The organism is Fibrella aestuarina BUZ 2 (assembly GCF_000331105.1).
GTDB lineage: Bacteria > Bacteroidota > Bacteroidia > Cytophagales > Spirosomataceae > Fibrella > Fibrella aestuarina.
Map to the genome: position 1 here is coordinate 3,855,004 of NC_020054.1, position 24,061 is coordinate 3,879,064.

Sequence of the window (24,061 nt, forward strand, 5' to 3'; positions counted from 1 at the left end):
ATGAACAATGTATGCTGCACAATGTACAATGACTGACTATACCGTGTCATTGTACATTGTGCAGCATACATTGTTCATTGAGTTATGCTCCTACAATCACTTTTGCGTAGCGGATGACTTTGTCGTTGAGGAGGTATCCGCGCTCGACTTCGTCGATGACTTTACCCTTCAGATCGTCGCTCGGGGCCGGGAATTGCGTTACCGACTCGTGCAGATCGGCGTTGAACGGCTCGCCTTTGCTGGTCATGGGCTTGAGGCCTTTGCCTTCCAGGGTCTTGACAAACTTGTTGTGAATCAGTTTGATACCTTCCAGCGCCGCCGCCGGGTCGGCCGAGGTACCGATAGACTGCATGGCCCGCTCGAAATCATCGACGACAGGCAGCAATGAAACGAGCAGCCCTTCGTTGGCATTGGCGATTAGGTCCAGCTTCTCCTTGGCCGTGCGCCGACGGAAGTTTTCGAAATCGGCGTAGAGGCGCAGGTATTTATCTTTCAACTCGGCCAGTTCGGAGCCGACGGGCGCGGCTTCGGCCGCCGGCGCTGCCGCTGCCAGATCGATCAGGTCGTCGGGCGTCCCGCCATTGATCGTTTCTGCCTCTTCGGTCGTCAGGTTTTCGGTTGAGTTGTCAGGTGCGGTCGATGACTCGTCCACAATGTCTTTATTTTCCATACAAACAGGTCGTATTTATTGCTAAAACAGGCCGCAAACCTACGCGCAAAACCATTGCCAATCGCCATCAGGCTGACAAGATGACACGATGAGACAGAGAGTTAACGAGTGAACGAGCGAATGAGTGAATTGGCTGACGCGTTTAGTATGCCTGCGTCAGCCGATTCACTCATTTGCTCGTTCACTCGTTAACAAAAAAGCCGCTCTTCATGGCGAGAGCGGCTTTTCGGTTGACTTAACCTAAACAAAAGCGTTGTATGACGGCTGGCGATTGACCTTAGGTCGCTTACCCGCAACCCTCTGCTATCGGGCGGCAAACTCAATTGCCTCCTTTCATGCGTGATTTCAGATCATCGGCACCGGTGTTGCGCTGCCGGGCGGCTTTCACCTGCTGATTGCCAAACCGGTACGTGAACGTGGCCCGAACGACGCGGCTTTGCCAGAATGAACTGACCGCGAAGTCGATGTCCTGGAACTGGGCGATACCCCGGAAGCGGTTGGTCCAGAAGATATCGTTCATGTTGAGGCTCAGGCGGCCGCGTTTCTCCCAAAGTTGTTTTTGCAGACCAATCGATAGCGCCCCCTGCGGCCGGAAGCGGTAGAAGCCATACACCCCCGCTCCATTGTAGTAGCCACTCACTTCCAGGTTGAGGGTCTTGCTGAGCGTGAAATTCTGGCTGGTGTAGGCGTTCCACGATGTCTGTTGCAGCGTGAGCAACTGATCGTTGTAGACGGTCTTGTAGTTGTTGTAGAAGGCCGACACGTTGGTCTGCATCTGCCACCATTTGGTCACCGGCAGCGGGAAACTGAACGTCAGGCTGAGGTTGTCCTGGTGGTCGATGTTCTCACTGGTGACGAACGTTTTGTTCTCGGCGGCAATCTGGCGTGGCACTTCGTCGAGGATGGCGTCGCTGATGCGGCTGTAGGCCAGCGTGGTGATAAACGACTGCTTGAAGGTGTGCGTCAGTTGCAGCGCGTGCGTAAACTGCGGGCGCAGGTTCGGGTTACCCTGCTGATAGGTGTAGGGGTCGAGGAAGAACACGAACGGGTTCAGGTTCTGGTAGTTCGGGCGGTCGATGCGGCGGCTGTAGTTGAGCGACAGCGCGTTGTTGGTGTCGAGTTGCTGGGTCAGAAACACACTCGGAAACAGGTTGGTGTAGTCGCGCTCGCGGCGGTCGTTGAGCGTAACCGAGTTGCCCACCGAGTTGGTGTGTTCGAGGCGCAAGCCAGCCTGTAGCTGCGTTTTCTTGCTCAGTTGCGTGCTGTAGTTGACGTAGGCGGCCGAAATCTGCTCGGTATAGATGAAGCGGTTTGAGCGGGTGGGGTCGTTGGCCCATACGTCCGTTTTAGTTTCAAACGTCAGGTTGTTGTCCGATTCGACGCGGCTGGCTTTCAAGCCCATCTCCAGTTTGCCTTTCTTGAGCGGATGGGCGTAGTCGACTTTCCCGACCAGAATCTGGATGGCCGACGGCATTGTGTTCCGTACCGAATCGGGGCGGCCGCTGGGTACGTAGTCGGGCGTGAAAAACTGGGTGCCCAACTGGTTGCGCGAGCTGCCGTCGTAGGTCACGTAATCGACGTCGGCGCTGAGTTCGTGGCCTTTGTCGTCAAACTGATGCTTGGCATTCAGGTTGTAGTTGAGGTTGGTGAGGCGATTACCCACCGTGCTCACGGTCGTAAAGCGGCGCGTTACGGCCAACTGCTCATCCAGAATGTCGGTTTTGCTTTCGCCCGCCGGCTGATTCCAGTTTTCGGTGAAGCCGCTGAACAGCGCACCCAGGGTCGTTTTTTTGCTCAACGACCAGTCGGCACCTACTTTGAAATTGTGGTCATGACTGAAGCTGGCCCGGCTGGTGTGCTGATCGAAGTAGGTAACGTTATCGTTAAAAGGAATGCGGCGGTAGATGTTATTGGTGTTGAAATTCTCGTAATAACCGTAGCTGTAATTGCCAAACAGGTTGACTTTACCCGCGCGGTGGTTCAGGTTGAGCGAGGTCGTGGCCCGGCCGCGTCCATTGGGTTGTAGTGTCTGGCCAGTGCCGAGGGTGATGGTGCCGTTAGTGCCTAAATTCTTATTTTTCTTGAACCGGATGTTGATGATCCCGGAGTTGCCCGCCGCATCGTACTTGGCCGACGGGTTGGTAATCACCTCGATTTTCTCCACGTTGTCGCTGGGGGTATTGCGGAGCAGGTTCATCAGCTCCTGGGTCGAGAGGTACGAGCGTTTGCCGTCAATTTCGACGATTACGCCGCCTTTGCCCCGCACCTTGATGGCGTCGTTCTGCTGATCGACGGTGACACCGGGTGCTTTTTCCAGCACTTCGAGCAAGGTGTTCCCCGCCGATACTACGCTGTTTTCCACGTTGACAACCGTGCGGTCGACCTGTTGCTCGATGAAGGGCTTCTTGGCAACTACCGTTACTTCGGCCAGCTTTTTCTGCTCTTCGGCCAGTTTAAGCACCGGAAGGCTGACGGTGGCGTGATCGGCGTCAATCGTGAACGGTTCGCTATACGTTTTAACGTACCCAACCATCTGCGCCGACAGCCGGTACTGTCCGGCACTGATGTTCTCGAACGCGTAAGCACCCTCAACGTCGGCTACGGCTCCCTTTACGAGCGTTGAGTCGGCACTGCGCACGAGCAGGAGCGTGGCGAAGGGCATAGCCTTGTCGGCCTGATCGACGCAGCGGCCGTGAATGCTGCCTTTAACCGCCGCCTGTTGAGCCAACGCGGTCTGAAAAAAAAGTCCGGCTAAAACGAAGAGTAGAGAGAAGGTACGCATGGTGTAATGAGGCGAGTGCCGTAGATGATGTTGTAAAGCAAAGGTACTATGCACTACATAGTACCTGATCTTACACCAACGGTCTGAAAGCCTCGGTCAGTGGTTAAAAGGCGAACGTGGATTGGCTGGAAGCAAGATTACCCAACAGATGCGATCAGTACCTGGGTCCGTTGCATGAACCACCAAAAAAACGGGATGAACAGCCTAAAATCAGCCGTCAACGACATAGAGTCAATAACAAAAAAGCCCGATTCTGAGAGAGAATCGGGCTTTCATGCGAATGAATAGAACCGTAGCGCTGGCTAATCTTCGGGGTAAGGAATGTAAACAAAACCTGTAAACTCACCGATGACGACAAACAGGCAGCAGTACTCGTCGGGGTTTTTGTAATTCTCTTTCCAGAGATCATACGAATCTTCGCCGATGAGTTCGCGCTGTACAAACTCATCGAAAAACGAGGCGTTGTAGGTAAAGGTGTTGCCCAGATCGCCCTCACCGAATAGCAGCTGCCCGATTGGGATGCGTTTTTTCGACGCGACAAATACCGGGTAGTCCGAAAAGCCGCGCTTTCTGATCTGGTACGAGGCTTCTTTCAGCGCGTCGGCCACCTGCACAAAATCTTCCGACACCATGCCCATCAACTTCTTGTTAAGGTCGGGCGAGTTGGCGTCGTCCATCAGGACGTTTTCGTTACTGTTATTAATCACGGTTGGTTTGACGTTTGTCGTTTACCGTTTGACGTGGTGCTGCCGTATACCGCTTCGAACAAAACATCAACCGGTAAACGACAAACGTCAAACTACACCTAAAACCGGCTGGCCCCGAGCAACAGTTCCAGGTCTTTGAAGCGCATGCCGAATTTGCGGGCGATGTACAGGTTGGTGAGCGTGCCTTTGTGGCAATAGACGCCGCGCATAAACCAGCGGTTGGCGTAGATCATGGCTTCGATGCCACCGTTAGTGCCGGTTTGCAGCAGAAACGGCAGGAAGATGTTGCTCAGGGCCATGCTCGCCGTATGCGCCACGCGGGCGGCGATGTTGGGCACGCAGAAATGAATGACTTCGTGGGTGCGGAACGTCGGGTTTTTGTGCGACGTCATGCGTGAGGTCGCAAAATTGCCGCCCTGATCGATGGCCACGTCGATGATCACCGAATTGGGTTTCATGCGCGACACCATTTCGTCGGTCACCACCACCGGGCTCAGGCCGTCGTCGGCGCGGAGGGCACCAATCACCACGTCGGCCCGTTCGATGGCCTCGGTCAGCGTGTCAGAATCAAGGATCGACGTGTAGACCGACGTACCCACGGCGTATTTGAAGCGCTGAAGTTTGTAGAGGTCCTTGTCGAACACCTTCACGTCGGCCCCCATGCCCAGGGCCGTGCGGGTGGCGTATTCGGTGACGGTACCCGCGCCCAGGAAGACGACTTTGGTAGGCGGAACGCCCGTGATACCGCCCAGAATGATGCCCCGGCCGTTGGCGCTGCTGCTGAGGTATTCCCCGGCAATGAGCATGACGGTGCTGCCCGCAATCTCGCTCATCGACCGGATGACGGGCATACCACCCGCCTGATCCTCGATGTATTCGTAGCCAATGCCGGTGATGTGGCGCTCGTTAAGCTTTTCGAAGTAAGGGCGTTCGTGGGCGGGCAGGTTCAGGGCCGAAATAACCGTAGTTCCCTGTTTCAGGTGCTGAAATTCATCGTCGACCAGCGGCTCGATTTTCAGGATCAGGTTGGCTTCGTATACTTCTTTGGGCGATTTGGCAATCTGCGCACCCGCTTCGCTGTAGTCCGAATCGCTGAACTTGGCACCGATGCCGGCGCCCGTTTCGACGATCACTTCATGGCCGTTGCGCACCAGAATAGCCACGGCTTCGGGCGTCAGGGCGATGCGATTTTCCTGTAACGAAACTTCTCGGGGTAAGCCAATGAGCAAACTATGCTGCGAACTCTTGACGGGCGCGGGCGACTCTTTGGTATACAGGGCTGTTTGTTTCGCTAGTTCTTCGAAGCCAGTCATGAAAGGGGAGGTTAATGAACAATGCGCGGTGTGTACGAGCTGAGTGCCTGACTAAGGCAACCGAAGCTGGCGGTCATTGAACACGCTTGGTTTCTACGGTGCGGACGCCGTTCGGGTCGGCCGTCAGTTGGATGAGGTAATAGGTTGGTGGCCAGAGCGATTCGATGCGTTCGGGCCATTCGATAAAGCAATACGCCCCGGAATCGAGGTATTCGTCGAGGCCGATGTCGAGCGCTTCGGCCTCATTGCGGAGGCGGTAACAGTCAAAATGATAGACTGAATCGCCGGTTTGGGTGCTGTACTCGTTGACCAGCCCGAAGGTCGGGCTTTGGACTACGCTCACTACGCCAACCGCCCGGCAAAGGGCTTTTATCAGCGTGGTTTTGCCAACGCCCATCTCTCCCTCAAACAGCCACACGTGCAGGTTGTCGGCTTCGGCCACCAACTGCTGAGCCACCGTGTCCAGTTCGTCGAGTTGCGTAAAAGTTTGAGTCATGAGGCAAAACGTATAGACAAAGATACAAAAAACCCCGCCGTTGGGCGGGGTAGAAACGAAAGGCATCTGGATGAAGCGGATTTAGGGGATGATCGCGGGTTCATTTATCAATAGTAGCAGATGCCGATTGACCCGCTTGACATCCGTGATCATCCCTTAAAATCCGCTTCATCGGCGTCCCCACCTTTTTAGTGCGCGACGAGCCAGTTTTCGCCGAAGCCCACACCGGTTTCCATCTGAACGGCCATCGGAATGGCGGTTTTCATAATGCGATCGACGTTTTCCTTGAGGTAATCGAGCTCCGACTTGTGGGCGTCGAACACCAGTTCGTCATGCACGGTGAGGATCATCTTCGATTTGAGCTGCTCCTGCGACATGAATTCGTGGATGCGGATCATGGCAATCTTCAGCATGTCGGCGGCGCTGCCCTGAATGGGGGCGTTGATGGCGTTGCGCTCGGCAAACATGCGGTCGGTGATGTTGCGGGAGTTGATGTCGCGCAGGTACCGCCGACGGCCCAGAATCGTTTCGGCGTAGCCAAAGCCGCGCGCTTTCTCGATACTCTGATCCATATACGCCTTCACCGCCGGGAACTCCTGGAAGTATTCCTCGATGATCTGGCTCGCTTCTTTACGCGGAATCTTGAGCCGCTGCGCCAATCCAAACGACGAGATACCATAGATAATCCCGAAGTTGATGGTTTTGGCTTTACGGCGCATCTCGCCCGTTACCTCGCTGATGGGTACGTGAAACACCTTGCTCGCCGTCTGCGTGTGGATGTCGATGCCGTTGTTGAAGGCGTCGAGCATGGTCTGGTCGCCGCTAAAGGCCGCCATGATGCGCAACTCGATCTGCGAATAGTCGGCCGACATAATCAAGAATTCGTCTGAGCGGGGCACAAACGCTTTCCGGATCTCCTGACCGCGCGGGGTACGTATCGGAATGTTTTGCAGGTTCGGGTTCGTGCTCGACAGACGGCCCGTCGCCGCAACGGCCTGATTGAACGACGTATGCACGCGACCGGTACGTGACGAAATCAGCAGCGGCAGCGCATCAACGTAGGTATTCTTCAGTTTGATCAGCTCCCGGTAATCCAGGATTTTGCCGATAATCGGGTTTTCGGCTTCCAGCTTCGAGAGTACCTCTTCGCCGGTGGCGTACTGCCCGGTTTTGGTCTTCTTGGCGTTCTTGTCGAGTTTGAGTTTGTCGAACAGCACCTCGCCCAACTGCTTGGGTGAGCCGATGTTGAATTCGCCGCCCGCAATCTCGTAAATCTCGCTCTGCACCTGCCGCATGTCGGTGTCGAGCGTGGCCGACAGCTCTTTCAGCGCGCCGGTGTCGAGGGTGATGCCCTCCAGCTCCAGATCGGCCAGCACGCGCACGAGCGGCATCTCGACCTGATCGAACAGCTTGTGGAGGTTGTCTTTGTTGAGCATCGGCTCGAAGGTGTCGCGCAGTTGCAGGGTCACGTCGGCGTCTTCGCCCGCGTATTCCACCACCTGCTGCACGTCGACCTCGCGCATGGTGAGCTGCCCCTTGCCTTTTTTCCCGATCAGCGATTCGATGGCTACCGGCGCGTAGTTGAGGTACACCTCGGCCATCACGTCCATGTTGTGCCGCTGTTCAGGCTCAATCAGGTAGTGGGCGAGCATGGTATCGAAAAGCGGCCCGCGTACTACCACGCCGTACTTCTTGAGCATCAGCAGGTCATACTTCAGGTTTTGGCCGACTTTCTCGATGGCTTCATTTTCAAAAAACGGCTTGAACACGTCCACGACCGCCTGCGCCTCGGCCCGGTCGGGGGGGACCGGTACGTAGAACGCCTCGCCTTTGCGATACGAAAACGACATGCCCACCAGATCGGCCTCCACGGGGTCGAGGGCGGTGGTTTCGGAGTCGAAGCAGACGTTGGTTTGCTCGTTCAGGTACGTGACCAGCGCGGCGCGCAACTCGGGCGTGTCCACCAGCCGGTAATCGTGCAACACCGAGTGGATGGTCTTGCGGGGTTCGGCCGAGAAGTTGGGGTCGAGCTCAATTTCGTGCGCATCGTCGCCCCAACTAGCTACGCTCGTGGGCAGTTCGGCACCCGGTGCGTATTCGGAGCCCGCCGAGTCGGTAACGGCGTCGGGTGTGGCCGCTTCGCCGGATGCCACAGGTACGTTGACGGGCGTTTTTTTGCCGCGCGCTTTCTTCGGTTCCGGCGTGGCCAGAGCCTGGGCAAAGGTGTCGTCAAACTGAAAAGGCAGATCGTCGGCGCCGCTGGGCGAGGCAGCTGGCATGGGCATAAAGGCCGGGGCCGGGTCGAACAGGCCCATCTGCCCATTGGCCGGTTTGGCAGTGGCCGCTGGGAAGGCTTGCCCCGCCGGAGCGGGATCGTCGCCCAGCAGTCGGGTCTTCATCTGCCGGAACTCCAGTTCGTCAAGCAGGGCGGCGAGCCGGGGCCTATCGTAGTCGGTCAGGCGCAGGGCGGCTTCGTCGAACGGCACCGGCACCTCCAGATGAATCGTAGCCAGTTCTTTTGACAATAGCCCCTGTTGCCCGTACTGGACCACGTTTTCCTTGAGCTTGCCTTTCAGCTGATCGGCGTTGGCGATGAGGTTTTCAACGCTGCCAAATTCGGCAACCAGTTTCTGCGCCGTCTTCTCGCCAATGCCCGGAATGCCCGGAATGTTGTCGACCGAATCGCCCATGAGCCCGAGCATGTCGATCACCTGCCCCACGTGCTCGATGCCCCAGCGTTCGCAGATTTCTTTAACGCCCTGCTTTTCGGCCGGTTTGCCCATGAACGCGGGCTTGTAGATAAACACACAGTCATTGACCAACTGCCCGTAGTCTTTGTCGGGCGTCATCATGTACACCTCGAAATCGCCCGCCTGACAAGCTTTGAGCGACAGTGTGCCGATGATGTCGTCGGCTTCGTAGCCTTCCTTGATCAGCATCGGGATGTTCATGGCTTCCACGATCTGCTTGATATAAGGAATGGCTACCGAAATGTCTTCGGGCTGCGACTGCCGGGTGGCTTTGTACATCGGAAACTGCTCGTGCCGGAAGGTCTTTTTCGAGTGGTCGAAGGCGACACCGATGTGCGTAGGTTTCTCTTTCTGCAACACCTCCATGAGCGAGTTCATGAAGCCAAAAACGGCGCTGGTGTTCACGCCTTTCGACGAGATGCGCGGGCTTTTGTTAAAGGCGAAGTGGGCCCGGTAAATAAGCGCCAGGGCGTCGAGCAGAAAGAGTTTATGCTGTGGTTTTGCCATTATAAAAGTCAGTTGCAGTCATCGATTGTCATGGGCCGTGAATGCCGACGGATGACCGTCTATGACTACAAATGACTCTAAAAAAACAACAGGCTGTATGCCCTTTTGATTCCGGTTTCTGAGGAGACGGTCACCGAAAAAAGGCTCCGTCCGGCCCACACTGTGCGAAAGGCAACAGCATGAACCGGACGGAGCCGCTCATCGAAAGGATGAAAAAAGGAGTCATTCGTCAGGAGCCCGGCAGGAGCACCCGATCGATCCGGTGAATGACGGCGTTGGTCGTCAAGATGTTGGCGCTCGTTACGTTCGACGCACTGGTGCCATTCCCCGCGCCCGTCACGGTTACGCCGGTTCCCGTCACGCCAAAGCGGAGGGTAGGGGTGGCACCCAACAGCGTCGGGCTGGTCAGGCCGTCGGTAAGTTGCGTTGAAAAGACACGACCCGGAACCACGTGATACGATAATACCCGCTGAAGCGTAGCCGCGGGAGTAGCGGCAATGGCCGTTGCACTGAGCCCCGCGTCGATGAATGCCTGGTTGGTTGGCGCAAACAGCGTGGCGGCCGTGGTTGACTGAAGCGCCGTGATGACACCTGCACCGGCCCGTTGCACGGCCTGAGCCAGTAGGCTATAATTCTGGGGATCGGCAATCACAGCGGCAACAACGTCACCTGTCGGCGGCATCAGAACCCCGTCGATGACATGTACCACCCCGTTGTCAGCAGGTACGTCGGCGATGGTTACTCGCCGCCCGTTGACTGACACGTTGTTGCCCGTTTTCGTGATATAAACCGTGCCATTGGTGGTCAGCAACGTTTGCTGAGGCGTGTTGGCTGCCGTGGGAATGTTGGCTGCCGGCACCCGGCTATTGAGCACGTGGTACTGAAGAATTGGCGTGAGTTGCGCCGCCGTTGAGCTACTAATGGCGTCAGTAGTGATACCGGCTGCCCGGAAGGCATCGTCGGTTGGGGCAAAGACGGTGAGTGAACCGCTACGGAGCGCGTCGGCCAGACCCGCTTTGATAACCGCCGCCCGAAGAATAGTAAACCGGCTGTCGGACTGCACGATGTCAGTGATGGTATTGGTCTGCGTGGCCGGCGTATCGTCTTTTTTGCAGCTGCTGGCAAAAAGAGTGACGAAGAGGAGCAGACAGCCTGCCAGTGTCCGAAAGGGATGTTGACTGAAATGCATAGTGTTACAGTTGACGTTAGTGTTAATTTGAAAAAATAACAGATCGGTAACAGCTACTTTAACTGGCGTCGTTCAGTTTTGTTTAATGTTTTTCTGCAAAGGTTAAACAGAACCGGTTTATTCGCCACTAGTAGGCAAAAGCAGAATCCGTCCAGCGCTGAACAAGTGCCTGATAATCAAACGCTCATTGTAGGTAGCGGCTACTTATGGGTAAGCCGCATTCTAATGAAGGTCTAATCTGATCGTGTGGGGCTGACCCAGACGGCGCCGCGCCGGGTTACTCCATCGTGTCAACGGGGTAACCCGGTATGGTTAGCGTCGGAATAGAGTTCGAAAGGCCCGCACCATCTCGGGTACAGCCAGCGCGACCGAGGCGACCGACAGCAGCGATGCCGTCTGGCAGTAGGCACAGAAAGCCTTGTTATCCTGCCATTCTTCCCGGGCCAGTTGCAGGTTGGTGGCCGTGTCGGCGATGGTTTTCAGGCCCATGGCGATGGGTAGGGCGGGGGTGTTGCTGGCGCGGTCTTTTCCACCGGCTGCGGCGGCCCAGGCCGTCAGGCCATAGGTGAGGATCATCAGCACGGCGTCGGGCGTTTGAGCGCGCTTGTAGGCGTAGTTCGAGGCGTTGACCCGGTTGGAGTCGATGAAGGGGAGGGGCGGGTCGGGCAGGCGGTTGATGATGCCCGTCTGGTAAAGGGTGACGACCTGCCCGATGGCTGCGCCGGCCATGGATAGGCCGATGATCCAGCGGCGGCGGTTGAGATCGGGAGACTGTTCTTCCCGAAGCTCATGGGAGAGTTGTTGCGGTGTCATAACGTTGTGTTTTTGCACCTAACGCCGTGACAACCGAGAGGGTTAAAAAAATAGGTTTGAGGTCCAACCGACCGGGGCCGGATCGCCTCAAACCTAGTGTTGGGCGTTGTTACGCTTTCTGGTAAGATGCCTTCAGAACGACCAAGTCGCCGCCCCGGTAGCTGCCATCGTTGATTTTTTTGACCAGCACGTCCAACTGCTGCGTAGCCCAGTCGGGAATGAATTTATCGGGCGTGTCGATCATGACACGGGGGTAGTTATACAGGGAACGACCAAGACCAAACTGCACAGCGCAGCGTTTCATGGCATCCGAAATACCGCCTTTCACTGGCTCGATGTCGGTGCGACTGGCTCCGTCCATTTTGGCGAGCGACACGGCCGGCGCCGAATGCGTGGCGGGCACCGTAACGGTGATTTTGCAGAGAAAGCCCCCCTGAATCTCGGTGATCTCATTCTGCCAGTTCTGCCAGCCAAACTGCCGGTCGAACCGCTCCATCACGCAGCGGTTGGTGATGTAGGGCACCACGATTATTTTGCCGGTTTTGGTCTGCATCTGAACCCGCCATTCAATCTCTTCAGGCTGGATTGGCTGGGTCAATATCTCAAGTGAATTCGTTGTCTGTTCCATACCCTGAATATACGAAAAAAAGCGGGTTTATGTGCGTAAAAACGGGTTTTTGTCGGATAAATACTGTGACGCTGCGATTCGCAAACAGACACGGAGATTCGCAAAGCGTTTCCACAAAACAATAACCGCTGCGAATCGCTAATTGCCTCTGTGGACCGCTGTGTTATCGCGTAGTTTACTCGACGATTACCTCGTCAATAGCCAGGGAGGCGGGGCGGCCACTGCGTTCGTTGGTGGGGTCGTTGGGTACGTTGCCGTAGTTCTTGACCGTAACGCGGATGTAGCGGGCGCGGGCCGTTTTGAAGTCGGCCACGGCGGGTACGATACGCCACGGCCCTTCCAGCGGTTCGTTGATGGGCTGGGCGATGGCTTCTTTGAACGAATCGCCTTCCCGCGAGAGGGCCACCTCGACCGATTTAGGCGGCAACACGCCAAACATCACCTTTTTCAGAAAGGACAGCGACACCTTCGTAACGGGTTTCACCTCGCCCAGATCGATGGTAAGCTGAATGTCGGCGCCACCTACCTGCACCCACGGGCGATCGTCTTTGGGGCTGCTGGCTACCTGCCCGTCGGTGAGCTTCTTACGCCCGTCGTCGCCAGGTACGTTGCCAACGTAGGTATACGGTTTGCCTTTGGCCCGGTGGATGTAAAACGTCTCCGAAAACGGTTTATCGTTGGCTGGCACGGTAATGGCCCGGATCGTCGTGGTTTTCGTCAGGGTGATGGGGGCGATGTACTCCGTCGATGCATCCACGCGGGGCTCTTTGCCGTTCGTGGTGAAGTAAATCTTGCTGTCGGTGTCCAGTTTGCCAAGCCGCACCTGAAGCTGACCGGGTGTTGCCGCCCCTTCGCCCGTAAACTGCGTTTCGGCCCGCACGTCGAGCAACCGTTTGGCGTAGTTGACCTGCTTCCGGTCGAGGCGTTGCAGGTGGGTTTTCAGCCGGGTAGTAAAATCCTCGAAGTTGCGCGGCCCGGCGGGTGTCCAGCCGATTTCGGCCAGGGCTACGGCCCGCGGGAAGGCCATGTATTCGACGGCGTCGGGCGTTTTGATGTACTCCGTCCAGATGTTGCCCTGCACACCCTGAATGAACTTCTGCTCACTCGCCGCCAGTTCGGTCGGGACGGGTTCGTAGGTATAGACTTTTTCGAGTGGCAGGTAACCGCCAATGGTCAGCGGTTCGGTGGCGGGGTCGGCCTGGTACTTATCAAGGTAGCAAAACTGACCCGGCGTCATGACCACGTTATGCTTCTGTTTGGCCGCTTCGATGCCGCCCTGAATGCCCCGCCAGCTCATGACGGTGGCGTTGGGCGCCAGGCCGCCTTCCAGGATCTCATCCCAGCCGATGATGGCCCGGCCCTTGCTGTTCACGAACTTCTCGACCCGCTGGATGAAATAGCTTTGCAGTTCCTCTTCATTCTTGAGCTTCAGTTTCTTGATCAGCGCCTGGCAAAACGCACTGTTCTTCCAAGCGTCTTTGGGACATTCATCGCCCCCAATGTGGATGTATTTGCCGGGGAAAAGGGCCATCACCTCCGTGAGCACGTCCTGAATAAATGAGAACGTTTTGTCCGACGGGCAATACACATCCCGAATGACGCCCCAACGGGTGCCCACCGCGTAACCTTTGCTCGGTTCGCAACCCAGTTCGGGGTAAGCGGCCAGCGCCGCCAGCGCGTGGCCCGGCAGCTCAACTTCGGGTACGATGGTGACGTGGCGGGCGGCGGCGTAGCGCACCACGTCTTTAATCTGCTCCTGCGTGTAGAAACCACCATAGGGCTTGCCGTCATACTGCTGCGGGTAGTTTTCGGCGTAGTGGCCAATGAGCGTCTCGCTCCGCTGCGAACCCACCTGGGTGAGCTTCGGGTATTTCTTGATCTCAATGCGCCAGCCCTGGTCGTCGGTAAGGTGCCAGTGGAAGGTGTTCATCTTCTGCATGGCCATCACGTCGATAAACTTCTTGATGAACGAGGCGGGCATGAAGTGGCGGCTCACGTCGAGCATCAGCCCCCGGTAGGCAAAGCGCGGCCGGTCGAGCAGGTCGCAGGCGGGCATTGACCAGTTGGCCGACGGCGCAGGTACGTTGCCATACACGGCGGACGGCAGCAACTGCATGAGCGTCTGCACGGCGTAGAAATAGCCCTTGGGCGTTTCGGCCGTCACGCGTACGCCGTCGGGCGTTACCCGTAGTGTGTAGCCTTCGGGGCCGCAGCGCCCTTCGGTATGCTTCTCAAAGACAATGTTGCGGCCTTTTAACAGGGCGGGCGTTGGGGCTGCTACGGCGATAGGCAATCCGCTGGTCAGTTTCAATTGATTAGCCAGCAGTTGCGCGGCGGCTTGCTGGGCGGGGTCTTTGGCTGCGGCCAGAATGCGGGTAGAATTGCTAAGCGAAAAACGCCCGGCACCGCCGCTAAATCGGGCAGGGAAGGGGATTAGGTTGTATTCGTTGTCGGGCTGGGGCGGGGTCTGGGCCAGTGCCGACAGGGCTACAAAGAGGAAGACGAGCGTTTTGAGTGATTGGGTAAGCATCAGATGCGGTTTGGTCGTCGAACTATAGATTTTTGTCATCAATAAGCCATACCAGACGGTGATTACCAAATAAAGTCTCCCTCAGCCAACTGATAAATTTTCGCGAAAGCGACCAGAACGCTGCCTAACGTTGTAAATACTGCCTAATCGATCAGGCATATTTGCTTAACTGATTTTCTGTATCCTGCACGATGCGCTTTCTTGTTGGATTGTTGCTGGGTTGGGGGCTGTTGCTACCCGACGGGTGGGCGCAGGTAGATACGCTGCGGTCGCTCTCGCCCGACAGGCGGCTACTGGCTATTTGCCGGGAAACGCTGCGCTGGCATATCATGACTACCCATGCCCGTAACTCCTTCGCCGACTCGACAACCGCCATTCGCTGGCTCGACAGTGTGCGGACGCTGGCGTTGGAGCAACAGGACGAGCGGCTGTTTTGGTACGCCACGTTGCAGCAGTTTGTCAGTCGGGTTGTAGCCGAAAAGAGGCTGCACAAACCCATCACGATGCTCCGGGCCGCCGAGGGGCGTATGGCGCAGTGTCCGGTGCCAGCCGTGCGGGGAACCTACTACATATACTATGGCGAATGGCTGCTGCATCAGGGCAAACTGGAAGAGGCCCTGCGCTGGCTATTTCGAGCCAGAAACCTGTTTGAAGAAATTGGCTACGACCATATTCCCGAAGCGCACCAGTACTTGTCGACGCTGGGTAGCATCTACTACTCATTCAGCGACTACCGGCGGTCCGTGCAGTATTATGAACAGGCTCAGCGATACCCCAACCCCGGCCTGGCCGTCGATTACACGAATTGGAACACGTTGGGAATGGCGTATTTGCGGCTTGAGCAGTACAAACTGGCCGAGCAGGCCTTCCGGCAGGTGATTCGGCGGGCCAAAGCGGCTGGCGATACAGCTTACGAAGGAATTGGCTACGGTAATCTGGGCAATACACTCCGCCTGTCCGGCAAACCGCGTGAAGCCTTACCTTATCTCTACAAGGAAGTCGCCCTCAACTACCGGCGGGTGCCGGAGAGCGCGGCACAAACATCGCTATACATTGCTAAAGCCCTGCTGGCCCTCGACAGCACCGAGAAGGCCTGGCGCTACCTGGCCCACCCCAACCGGGCGCTGCTTGGGGTACGCTGGTCGAACTACCCACTTGACTACTTCGAGGTCATGGCGCTGTATTATCGCAAAATGGGCGATCTCGAACAGGGCGCACGCTTCATCGACTCGGCCGTTGTACTGAAAGATTCGATGCTCGCCGTTCGGACCAGTACCCTCCTGACCACTGCCGATAATACCCAGAAAGCGGAGAAGTACCTGAACAACCTGAGCCGAATCGAGACTGAAAAGCAATGGGGCATTACCACCCGGAATATCGTTATTCTGGCTTTGCTGTTGATTGGGGCACTGGTACTGTACGCCATCCGCCAAAAACAGCGGCGGCTGGAACAGGAACGTACCCTGCTGGCCGAGCAACGCCGACAAGCCGAAGCCGAATTGGCCCATGCACAGGTACAGTTGGTCCAGTATGTGCGTTCGCTCAGCGCGAAAAACCAGTTGGTCGAGCAAATGATGAACGAACTGGCCCTGGCCCGACAGCACTTGGCTGACCCACTGCCCAGCCAAAGCGACTCCATCCGTACGTTGCTTACTAGTGTTATCCTGACCGACAAAGACTGGCTACAGTTTCGCCAACTGTTCGAGCAGGCGCACCCTGGTTTTCTGCAACAGCTTCGGCAAACGTACGGTGAGCTTAGCCCCGCCGAGGTACGTTTGCTGACGCTGCTAAAGCTGGAAGTCCCAACCAAACAAATGGCGTTCATGCTCGGTGTTTCGCCCGACAGTATCCACAAATCGCGCTACCGGCTACGGAAAAAGCTCGGTTCGCTGGGCGATACGTATCTGCAAGGCCTGTTCGAAGCCTCCTGAGCGGTTTTGTCCAGATTTTGTCCAGACGCTGCCGTTGCGCCCCGCCAATGTACCTGCCAGCTTTGATCAGCTAATCAACACTGGTGTATGAACTTCGCTCGTTTTCCTAAACGCAATGCCTTTCGCTGGGTCGGAGCTGTTGGCCTGTGTCTTTTGCTGACCACCCTTACCCTGGCTCAGAACATTCGCTACGTAAATGCTTTGGCATCCTACGCTAACCCCGCCAGCGCTACATCGTGGGCTACGGCTACCAGTAATTTACAGGGAGCCATCAACTCGCTCTCGGCCACGGGTGGGCAGGTCTGGGTAGCCGATGGGGTCTACTTCCCAGTTCCTGCGCCTTCCTTTGACCGTAGCGTCAGCTTTACGCTTCTAAACGGTGTGGAACTGTATGGGGGCTTCCCCAATAACAATCCCGGCGCTACGATGAGCGACCGGCAACCCTTCAGGTGGCGAACGATCCTGTCGGGCGATATCGGTGCGATTGATGTGGTCGACAACAGCTACCATGTACTGACGGGCGTCGGCCTGAACAATACCGCCGTTCTCGACGGCTTTGCCATTGCTGGGGGCAGTGCTGACGGCCCCGGTACAGATCGCTTCGGTGGAGGGCTGTATATCCGTAACAGTAGCCCTATCGTGCGTAACTGTAGATTTCGGAACAACTCGGCCACATCGGGCGGTGGGCTCAATAACGATGACAAGAGCAATCCCCTGCTCATCAACTGTGCCTTTGAAAACAACCGGGCTGCCAACGTGGGTGGAGGCATGGCCAATACCGTCAGCAACGCTACCCTCATCAACTGCTCGTTTGTGAATAATACGGCTTCTGCGGGTGCAGGACTGGCCAACAACAGCAACAACGGCGGCAGTACGCAGCTTACCAATTGTACCTTTTGGGCCAACGTTGGGTTTGCGATTGGTGGTGCTATCTCCAACAGTGGTACCGTGGGCCTCTCCAACAGCATCCTGTGGAACAACAACCGGGGGGCCACTGCCATTGGTAATAGCGGCACGTTGGTGGCGACTTACTGCCTCATCGAGAATGGAGCTACTGGCTATACAGGCACCAATAACCTGACGGCCACCGTCAGCCCCTTCGCCAGCACCTCAGGCGTGGCCCTGAATGGTTGCTCGCTCGCCGTCAACGCCGCCAACCCTGCCAGCACAACGGTCAACAGCCCACCCTACTCGGCCACAGCCCTGCCCACCACCGACCTGCTGGGTAACCCACGCTTCTCCGACGGACGAATCGACATGGGGGCTATCGAATACCAGGGGCCATCGGTGGTCATCACTAGCCAGCCATCGGGCGTGTTGGCGGCCTGCCAGGGTACCACCGTTACGGCTGCCGTGAGCGTGTCGGGTGTGGGGCCGTTTGCCTACCAATGGTTTCGCAACGGTACTGTGGTATCGGGGGCCACATCGGCCACGCTTAGCGTGCCCAATGCCCAAAGCACCGCGTCTGGTACGTACTCGCTTTCGGTGACGGGGGCGTGTCTAAGCGTGACCACCATACCCATAAACGTATTGGTAAACCCCTTCAGCCGCCTGTACATAAAGCCCGGCGGCACGGGCAACGGCAGTAGCTGGAACACCGCTCTGAGTGACTTGCAGGTGGGCATCAATGCCAGTTGCCCCAACGGGCAGGTGTGGGTGGCCGCCGGTACGTACCGACCCACATCGGGCCATGACCGAACGGCCAGTTTCTCGCTGCGGAATCAGGTGAGTTTGTTGGGTGGTTTTGTCGGCACCGAAACGCTGCTTAGTCAGCGCCCCCCCGTCAACCCGGTAAACGCTCAGCCCAGCAGTAGTACCCTCAGCGGCGAGATTGGCGACCCCAATAGCCTCACCGACAACAGCTATAATGTTGTGCGCAACAACACCGACTGGTTGGACAACACGGCAGTGCTCGATGGTTTCGTGATTACAAGCGGCAATGGCAGCAGCGACACCGACTTTATTGGGGGCGGTGGTATGTATAATTTAGTCAGCAATCCAGTAGTCCAGAATTGCCTCTTTGCCAACAACATAAGCAACCTCGGTGGGGGACTGTACAACAGTAGTGCCAACCCCGTGTTGACCAATTGTCTATTCCGCGCCAACCGGGCTACCAAAGCGGCCTACGGTGGGGGGGGGATATACAACTACGGCGGCAATCAGGCCACGATGACTAATTGCGTATTTCTCAGCAACACAGCCGTTGGTGGGGGCGGAGGGGTATACAACACGCTCGGCAGCTCGCAATGCGTAGGTTGTTGGCTACAGGACAATCAGGCAGCCGAGGGAGGTGGCTTTTACCAGTATGGGGTACCCACAACCAAGTTTGTCAACAGTGTTTTTCTGAACAATCGGGCTACGTCAAATGGCGGAGCTATCTACAATCAATATGGACAGATACAACTGATCAACAGCACGTTTCTGAGCAACTCGGCCACAGTGGGTCGCTGGTTGTCGAACACATCGGAAGGAGACAGCAACGGGCAGGCGCTGGTTGTTAACTGCCTCATCTGGGGCCATGCTCCGGGATCAGTGTATGTCTCCGATGCAACGTCGACGATCACATCGAGCTACTGTCTGTTCGATCCGTCAACGAATGGGCTAAACAGTCCCACGAACCTAACGGCCGTCGGTTCGCCTTTTGCCAGCACCGGCAGCGTCGTACTATCGGCCAATTCGCCAGCCATCAACGCCGGCAACCCCGCCAGTGTCACAACAAATGACGGCCTCTATTCGGCCACAAGCCTGCCGCCTACCGATTTTCTGGGCAACCCCCGCATCGTCAGTGGGCAGGTCGACATCGGGGCCATCGAGTACCAGCAGGTGATCGCGTTTACGGTGAAAACAGGCAGTTGGGACGACCCCACGGTGTGGTCGGTCAATCGTGTACCCACGGCTGCCGATGCTGTCGAACTGCGCCATATGGTTAGTTTACCGCCCAGTTATACCGCCCAGGCGGGCAGTTTGCGCTACAAAGCCACCGGTCGGTTGAAGACCAGCGCCGAAAGTTTGCTACGGATTGGCTTATGATAAATGGTCTGTTAAATCATATCAGCTACCATCCGGCCGGTTTGCATGGCGGCGTTGAGCGATGGGTACGTGGTCCGGTCGCCGCACTGGTACAGATGATTGCTCAGTTGCAGCGTGGGGCGGGTAGCTTCCGGGCCATAAGCGGGAAGGGCCTGCGGCAAGTGGTAGGTACGTAGGTGACGCCACCCCTGCACCGACTCGCCGTACCAACTGGTCAGTTCGGTTTTGATCTGCTTCGCCAACGCGGCCGCATCTACTTGCTCCAGTCCCTGCGTACTCACTGAAATCAGCAGTTGGTCAGCGGGGGCATAGGCGGGCGAAATATCGGTCATCACCGCGATGTTATGTACCGACGACGATCGCCGGGTGTTGAGCACCAGCAGTTTGTCGGCCGCAAGACTGTCGGGGCGTGTGCTGGCTGGGGCCGCGAAGTAGGTGCAGGTCGTATGGTTGAACGCCGTTGGCGCAGGTGGGTTTTGCCCCTGAAGCCGGGCCGCCGCTGTTGCATCGACCGCCATGACAACAGTGGCTGCCGTGAGGTGTTCGCCCGATGCGAGGTGCACGGTGTTGCCATTGACCCGCGCCACAGGTACGTTGAGCCGGATGCTGTCGGCGGGCAGGCGCCCGGCGAGCTGGGCCGGAATCTGCCCGATGCCCAGGGCGGGAATGGCCGCGTCGCCGAGAAAAAAGTTTTTAAAGCAGAACTCAAAGAAATTGCTCGACGTGGTCAGGTCATCTTCCAGAAAAACGCCCCCGAAAAAGGGCCGGAAGAAACGCTCGATGATCTGTTCCGAGAAGCCATAATCGCGCAGGTACGTTGCCGTGGAGGTGGCGGTCTGCCCGAACAGCTCGTCGCTCGACATCCCCTGCACGTGCCGGATCAGCTCCACGATCCGCAGCTTGTCGGCCAGCGTACCGATGGGCGAGGTCAGCGTCTGAACGATGCTCAGAGGCTCGGTAAACGGGTTGAGCAGGGTCATCCAGCGTTCGCCCGCGCCGCCTTCGTCGTGGTGGATACGGGCCCCCGACCGGAACCGGCGCAGGTCGAGCGCGGCGTAGTTAAGCAGGCGCTGAGCTTCGGGGTAAGCCGTCAGCAAAATCTGAAAACCCCGGTCGAGCCGGAAGCCCTCGACCAGATCGGTGCGGACCCGGCCGCCCACGCCATCGCTGGCTTCGAGCACCAGCACATCGCGGCCCCGCTGATGCAGGTAGTTGGCGCAGGTCAGGCCGGCAACCCCGGCCCCAATAATCACAATCGGCATTCGTGTAGGGTAATGATGCGTGTAGGGGTATCGTTTAGCGACAAAAAAACGGATTGTTTGGCGAGGGGCCAAACTTGCTGAACCAACAACCCCAAACTAGGGTACTACTCGTAGCAATGCAGTGATCGGACAAGGTCGGCGATCTATCGCTGATCAAACATCATTTTTTTGTGATAAATTGACTTTATCTAAGTTAACAAAAAAATAAAACGCTGTTAGTCAGTGATTTGTGTTTTTATAGTTGACAATTATTCTTAGAGGTGTCATTTTTGGCATCAGCACACCTGCCACTCATGCGTCTACTCATGCTCGATAATGCCGATTCATTCACCTACACGCTGGTCGATTACCTGCGGCAGGTGGGGGCTGAATGCGTGGTACGCCGCAACACGCAACCGCTGGATACGCTGCTAACCGACATCTACGACGCCGTGGTGCTGTCGCCGGGGCCGGGCACACCCGCCGAGGCCGGTTGCCTGATGGAGGTGGTGCGGCATTATCACAACCGTTTGCCCCTCTTAGGCGTTTGTTTAGGCATGCAGGCTATCGGGCAGTTTTTCGGGGCGACACTCGGCCGCAGTCCGCGCCCCGTTCATGGGAAGGTATCGGCCATTGAGGTCGACACCACCGACCCCTTGTTTCGCGGGTTGCCGCCGCGGATTAACGTGACGCGGTATCATTCGCTGGCGCTGACCGACGTGCCCGCGCCCTTGCGCATCACGGCCACGACGCCCGGCGGCGAGGTGATGGCGATCCGGCACCGGACGCTTCCCGTTGGGGGCGTGCAGTTTCATCCCGAAGCTGTCCTGACGGAGGGCGGCCTGACTATGCTCCACAACTTTATCACGACAAAACCGACCACCTTATGACGACTGTGCACCACGAAGGCGAATTCCACTACATCGATGAAGGACAAGGCGATTGCCTGCTGTTGCTGCATGGGTTGTTTGGCGCGCTGAGCAACTGGGACGACGTGATCGAGACGTTCTCCCGACAGTACCGGGTGGTCATTCCGGTGTTGCCGATCTACGACATGCCCATGCGCGAAGCGAGCCTCGACGGGTTGGTGGCGTTTGTGGAGCGGTTCGTGGCGTTCCGTGGGCTCAGCAACCTGACCCTGCTGGGCAACTCGCTGGGTGGGCACGTGGGCCTGCTCTATACCTTCAAACACCCCGACGAAGTGCTTCGGCTGGTGCTGACGGGCAGTTCGGGGCTGTTTGAGAATGGCATGGGAGGCTCGTTTCCCAAGCGCGGCAGCTACGATTTCGTGGCCGAGCGCGTGGCCTACACCTTCTACGACCCCAAGGTCGCCAGCAAAGAACTGATCGACGAGGTGTTTGAGGTCACCAGCAGCATTCCGAAGTGCATGAACATCGTGCAGATTGCCAAGTCGGCGCAGCGGACAAATCTGGCCAACGATTTACACCTTATCACGGTACCGACGTTATTGGTATGGGGTTTGAATGATACCATTACACCGCCGCACGTGGCCCATGAGTTCGAACGGCTCATTGCGGACACGGAACTGCACTTCATCGACAAATGTGGGCACGCCCCCATGATGGAACACCCCAAACGCTTCAACGCCCTGCTGACCCAGTGGCTCCAGAAGCACCCGATAGGGATGGAAGCCGTTGGTCGGTAGGCACCGGGCCAATCACCAACTTTTCCAAACTATCAAAAAAACTTCTTAGTTTTCCCGACAAGCGCGTTATACCCCTTTTGGACTATGTTGGCTGCCGAATTGATCGATCCCATGATACCTGCTCTCAAGCCGGGCGACACCGTTGCCGATGCGCTCGATTGGATGCAGGAACATCACTTAACGCAACTAGCCGTCGTTGACATCAACCAGTATCTGGGTATTGTCAGCGAAGACTTGTTGCTCAACCTTCCCGACGATCAGCGGCCCATTGCCGACGTGATGCGACTGGCTGAGGGTGTTTTTGTGCTGGAAAACCAGCACCTGCTGGAGATGATTGCCCAGATCAACGAGCACCGGCTCGATGTGCTGGCCGTGCTCAATACGGCCAGTGAGTTTATGGGCACGGCCAGCGCGGCCGAGTTGCTGCGGCAGTTTGCCCGGGATCTGGCCATTCAGGAAGCCGGGGCTATCCTGGTGCTGGCGCTCGACGAACAGGACTACTCGATGGCCGAGATCAGCCGGTTGGTCGAGTCGAACAACGTCAAGATCGTGAGCAGCTACTACAGCAGTGCCGCCTACGGGATGGTTGATAAGTCGCGGCTGACGCTGAAACTGAATCGGCGCGATATCACGGCCGTGGTCTCGACGCTGGAACGCTTTGGCTACACCATTGATGCGGCCTTTGCCAGCGCCCCCATCGATAGTATTGATCAGGAACGCCTCGACGCGCTTCTCCGCTATTTGAATACGTAAAAAATTAAAAGTCCAAGGTTCAAGGTCCAACGTTCAAGGATGTCGCTGCCGCGCAGACTGCCTTTGAACATTGGACCTTGAACCTTGGACTCATCCCATGAAGATTGCCATTCACGGACGTACTTTTTCGGAGCAGACCCGCCCGTTTGTGCAGTCGATGTTCGACACACTGTCGGCGCGGGGTGCCGAAGTGCAACTGTCGGCCAGTTATCGCCAGTATATTGACGAGGCGGGTATCGCACATAACAGCGAGCTGACCTATAAAACCACGGCCGACATCTTCGACGCTGACTTTGCCTTTAGCCTCGGCGGCGATGGTACCCTACTCGACGTGGTGTCGCAGGTGGGACCCCGCGAAATCCCGATTGTGGGCATCAATATCGGGCGGCTGGGCTTCCTGGCGACGGTCTCGCCCGGTGGCATTCAGTACATGCTCCATGCCCTCATTCACAAGAAATACACCATCGATGAGCGATCGCTGGTGAGCGTGCAGTCGGAAGCCGATATCTTCGATGGCATTCCCTTCGGGCTGAACGACTTCACCATCACACGTACCCAGAGCTCGTCGATGATCACGGTGCATACGTACCTGGACGGCGAATTTCTGAATTCGTACTGGGCCGACGGGATCATCATCTCGACACCCAGCGGCTCCACGGGCTACTCGCTCAGCTGCGGCGGGCCGGTGTTACTGCCGCACACCAACAACTTCATTATCACGCCCATCAGCCCGCACAACCTGAACGTGCGCCCGATGGTGATCATGGACACCTGCAAACTCTCGTTTGAGGTAGAGAGCCGGAGCGGAAATTTTCTGGTGGCGCTGGATTCCCGCTCCAAGACGGTCGATGTGGCAACAAAATTGCACGTGCAACGGGAGTCGTTTTCGGCAAAACTGGTCAAGTTGAACGACGATAATTTCCTCAATACGCTCCGCAGCAAATTGAACTGGGGCTTCGACGTGCGCAACTGAACGAAAATAGAAAAGCACGTCAGCGGCCAATAAATTGCATTTAACGCCGTTTTCAAAGCAAACCGCCACTCGTGGTGGTTCA

Annotated in this window: 17 protein-coding genes; 6 read left to right on the forward strand and 11 right to left on the reverse strand. The window is 57.0% G+C overall.

All coding sequences use genetic code 11. The features are described from left to right. Window positions 1–82 precede the first annotated feature (82 nt). The 10 genes from FAES_RS15615 to FAES_RS15660 all read right to left on the reverse strand — a co-directional run bounded on the left by FAES_RS15615 (window position 83) and on the right by FAES_RS15660 (window position 14,385). Window positions 83–670 (reverse strand): nucleotide exchange factor GrpE, encoded by a 588-nt coding sequence (locus FAES_RS15615; RefSeq protein WP_015332203.1) that lies wholly within the window; start codon window positions 668–670, stop codon window positions 83–85. A gap of 319 nt (window positions 671–989) precedes the next feature. Beyond that, a complete protein-coding gene (locus FAES_RS15620; protein ID WP_015332204.1) occupies window positions 990–3,452 on the reverse strand; it encodes a TonB-dependent receptor domain-containing protein in 2,463 nt (820 codons plus the stop codon). A 302-nt stretch (window positions 3,453–3,754) separates the two neighbouring features. Then, entirely contained in the window at window positions 3,755–4,159 is a 405-nt protein-coding gene (locus FAES_RS15625) for a hypothetical protein (protein ID WP_041257941.1), read from the reverse strand. A gap of 98 nt (window positions 4,160–4,257) precedes the next feature. Next, window positions 4,258–5,472: an alanine dehydrogenase gene (locus FAES_RS15630; RefSeq protein ID WP_015332206.1), complete on the reverse strand. Its 1,215-nt coding sequence runs from the start codon at window positions 5,470–5,472 to the stop codon at window positions 4,258–4,260. Window positions 5,473–5,545: 73 nt separating this feature from the next. Beyond that, on the reverse strand, window positions 5,546–5,968 hold the full coding sequence (gene tsaE / locus FAES_RS15635; RefSeq protein ID WP_041259027.1) for a tRNA (adenosine(37)-N6)-threonylcarbamoyltransferase complex ATPase subunit type 1 TsaE: 423 nt from the start codon (window positions 5,966–5,968) through the stop codon (window positions 5,546–5,548). A 188-nt stretch (window positions 5,969–6,156) separates the two neighbouring features. Beyond that, window positions 6,157–9,225 (reverse strand): DNA polymerase I, encoded by a 3,069-nt coding sequence (polA, locus tag FAES_RS15640; protein ID WP_015332208.1) that lies wholly within the window; start codon window positions 9,223–9,225, stop codon window positions 6,157–6,159. Window positions 9,226–9,454: 229 nt separating this feature from the next. Continuing rightward, window positions 9,455–10,414, reverse strand: coding sequence for a fasciclin domain-containing protein (locus FAES_RS15645; RefSeq protein ID WP_015332210.1), 960 nt, complete (start codon window positions 10,412–10,414; stop codon window positions 9,455–9,457). A gap of 312 nt (window positions 10,415–10,726) precedes the next feature. Then, window positions 10,727–11,227, reverse strand: a complete 501-nt coding sequence (locus FAES_RS15650; RefSeq protein ID WP_015332211.1) for a vitamin K epoxide reductase family protein — start codon at window positions 11,225–11,227, stop codon at window positions 10,727–10,729. Between the two features lie 109 nt (window positions 11,228–11,336). Then, window positions 11,337–11,855, reverse strand: a complete 519-nt coding sequence (locus FAES_RS15655) for a Rad52/Rad22 family DNA repair protein (protein WP_015332212.1) — start codon at window positions 11,853–11,855, stop codon at window positions 11,337–11,339. 175 nt (window positions 11,856–12,030) lie between these two features. Then, the gene (locus tag FAES_RS15660) at window positions 12,031–14,385 is read right to left on the reverse strand and encodes a glycoside hydrolase family 20 protein (protein ID WP_041259028.1); all 2,355 of its coding nucleotides are present in this window, start codon (window positions 14,383–14,385) and stop codon (window positions 12,031–12,033) included. Window positions 14,386–14,576: 191 nt separating this feature from the next. On the opposite strand from FAES_RS15660, the gene FAES_RS15665 reads away from it, so the two are divergent. Together FAES_RS15665 and FAES_RS15670 are read left to right on the forward strand one after the other, a co-directional pair. Then, window positions 14,577–16,316, forward strand: coding sequence for a tetratricopeptide repeat protein (locus FAES_RS15665; protein ID WP_015332214.1), 1,740 nt, complete (start codon window positions 14,577–14,579; stop codon window positions 16,314–16,316). 87 nt (window positions 16,317–16,403) lie between these two features. Continuing rightward, on the forward strand, window positions 16,404–19,346 hold the full coding sequence (locus tag FAES_RS15670; RefSeq protein ID WP_015332215.1) for a choice-of-anchor Q domain-containing protein: 2,943 nt from the start codon (window positions 16,404–16,406) through the stop codon (window positions 19,344–19,346). An 11-nt stretch (window positions 19,347–19,357) separates the two neighbouring features. Here the strand turns inward: FAES_RS15670 and FAES_RS15675 are convergent, their stop codons facing one another. After that, window positions 19,358–20,608 carry a protoporphyrinogen/coproporphyrinogen oxidase gene (locus FAES_RS15675; RefSeq protein WP_015332216.1) on the reverse strand — a complete coding sequence of 417 codons (1,251 nt, stop codon included), beginning with the start codon at window positions 20,606–20,608 and terminating at the stop codon, window positions 19,358–19,360. A gap of 293 nt (window positions 20,609–20,901) precedes the next feature. On the opposite strand from FAES_RS15675, the gene FAES_RS15680 reads away from it, so the two are divergent. From FAES_RS15680 to FAES_RS15695, 4 genes are all read left to right on the forward strand, one after another. Then, complete coding sequence (locus FAES_RS15680) at window positions 20,902–21,477, forward strand: anthranilate synthase component II (RefSeq protein ID WP_015332217.1); 576 nt, start codon at window positions 20,902–20,904, stop codon at window positions 21,475–21,477. Further along, entirely contained in the window at window positions 21,474–22,253 is a 780-nt protein-coding gene (locus FAES_RS15685) for an alpha/beta fold hydrolase (RefSeq protein WP_015332218.1), read from the forward strand. Before FAES_RS15680 ends, FAES_RS15685 begins: the two co-directional genes overlap by 4 nt. Window positions 22,254–22,337: 84 nt before the next feature. After that, a complete protein-coding gene (locus FAES_RS15690) occupies window positions 22,338–23,006 on the forward strand; it encodes a CBS domain-containing protein (RefSeq protein ID WP_015332219.1) in 669 nt (222 codons plus the stop codon). A 97-nt stretch (window positions 23,007–23,103) separates the two neighbouring features. Further along, window positions 23,104–23,979: an NAD kinase gene (locus FAES_RS15695; RefSeq protein WP_015332220.1), complete on the forward strand. Its 876-nt coding sequence runs from the start codon at window positions 23,104–23,106 to the stop codon at window positions 23,977–23,979. The last annotated feature ends 82 nt before the right edge of the window (window positions 23,980–24,061 follow it).

Coding starts and splice junctions, on each gene's coding strand:
- FAES_RS15615 (WP_015332203.1), bottom strand. CDS start 670: ATGGAAAATAAAGACATTGTGGACGAGTCATCGACCGCACCTGACAAC.
- FAES_RS15620 (WP_015332204.1), bottom strand. CDS start 3,452: ATGCGTACCTTCTCTCTACTCTTCGTTTTAGCCGGACTTTTTTTTCAG.
- FAES_RS15630 (WP_015332206.1), bottom strand. CDS start 5,472: ATGACTGGCTTCGAAGAACTAGCGAAACAAACAGCCCTGTATACCAAA.
- tsaE (WP_041259027.1), bottom strand. CDS start 5,968: ATGACTCAAACTTTTACGCAACTCGACGAACTGGACACGGTGGCTCAG.
- polA (WP_015332208.1), bottom strand. CDS start 9,225: ATGGCAAAACCACAGCATAAACTCTTTCTGCTCGACGCCCTGGCGCTT.
- FAES_RS15645 (WP_015332210.1), bottom strand. CDS start 10,414: ATGCATTTCAGTCAACATCCCTTTCGGACACTGGCAGGCTGTCTGCTC.
- FAES_RS15650 (WP_015332211.1), bottom strand. CDS start 11,227: ATGACACCGCAACAACTCTCCCATGAGCTTCGGGAAGAACAGTCTCCC.
- FAES_RS15655 (WP_015332212.1), bottom strand. CDS start 11,855: ATGGAACAGACAACGAATTCACTTGAGATATTGACCCAGCCAATCCAG.
- FAES_RS15660 (WP_041259028.1), bottom strand. CDS start 14,385: ATGCTTACCCAATCACTCAAAACGCTCGTCTTCCTCTTTGTAGCCCTG.
- FAES_RS15665 (WP_015332214.1), top strand. CDS start 14,577: ATGCGCTTTCTTGTTGGATTGTTGCTGGGTTGGGGGCTGTTGCTACCC.
- FAES_RS15670 (WP_015332215.1), top strand. CDS start 16,404: ATGAACTTCGCTCGTTTTCCTAAACGCAATGCCTTTCGCTGGGTCGGA.
- FAES_RS15675 (WP_015332216.1), bottom strand. CDS start 20,608: ATGCCGATTGTGATTATTGGGGCCGGGGTTGCCGGCCTGACCTGCGCC.
- FAES_RS15680 (WP_015332217.1), top strand. CDS start 20,902: ATGCGTCTACTCATGCTCGATAATGCCGATTCATTCACCTACACGCTG.
- FAES_RS15685 (WP_015332218.1), top strand. CDS start 21,474: ATGACGACTGTGCACCACGAAGGCGAATTCCACTACATCGATGAAGGA.
- FAES_RS15690 (WP_015332219.1), top strand. CDS start 22,338: ATGTTGGCTGCCGAATTGATCGATCCCATGATACCTGCTCTCAAGCCG.
- FAES_RS15695 (WP_015332220.1), top strand. CDS start 23,104: ATGAAGATTGCCATTCACGGACGTACTTTTTCGGAGCAGACCCGCCCG.